Source organism: uncultured Streptomyces sp. (assembly GCF_947488945.1).
Classification (GTDB): Bacteria; Actinomycetota; Actinomycetes; order Streptomycetales; family Streptomycetaceae; genus Streptomyces.
Window position 1 is genome coordinate 1 of sequence record NZ_CANLBS010000080.1, and the last position, 704, is coordinate 704.

Consider the following 704-nt stretch of genomic DNA (forward strand, 5'->3'; position numbering starts at 1 on the left):
GGCCCGATTTCGAGGAAGGTGCGGACGCCCTGCTCGTGCATCGAGACCACCGCGTCGCCGTACCGGACGGCCTCACGGACCTGCCGCACCCAGTAATCCGGAACACGCAGGTCCTCCCCCACCGCCGGACGCCCCGTCAACGTGGACACCACCGGAATCCCGCACTCCCGGAAATCCACCCCCTTCAACACCGCCCGGTACTCCTCCAGCATCCCGTCCATCCGCGGCGAATGAAACGCGTGCGACACACTCAACCGCCGCACCCGACGCCCCAGACCACCGAAATACCCCGACACCTCCTCCACCGCACCCGCCTCACCCGACACCACCACCGACGACGGCCCGTTCACCGCCGCCAACGACACCTCCCCCTCACGACCCACCAGCAACGGAGCCACCTCCGACTCCGAAGCCTCCACCGCCACCATCACACCGCCCCCGGGCAACGCCTCCATCAACCCCGCCCGAGCGACGACCACCCGCCCCGCATCCTCCAACGACCACACACCCGACACATACGCCGCCACCAACTCACCCACCGAATGCCCCGCCACCCACGACGGAACAACACCCCACGACCCCACCAACCGGAACAACGCCACCTCGAACGCGAACAACGCCGGCTGCGTCCACCCCGTCCGGTCCAACCGCCCCCCACCGTCCGCCGCGAACATCACCTCCCGCAACGACCCGCCCAACAACGG

General features: G+C 69.0%; 1 protein-coding gene. It reads right to left on the reverse strand.

The window, feature by feature from the left end; all coding sequences use genetic code 11:
* On the reverse strand, positions 1–674 hold a 674-nt coding region (locus Q0994_RS33905; protein ID WP_299542586.1), incomplete at its 3' end, for an acyltransferase domain-containing protein.
* Positions 675–704: the final 30 nt, after the last annotated feature.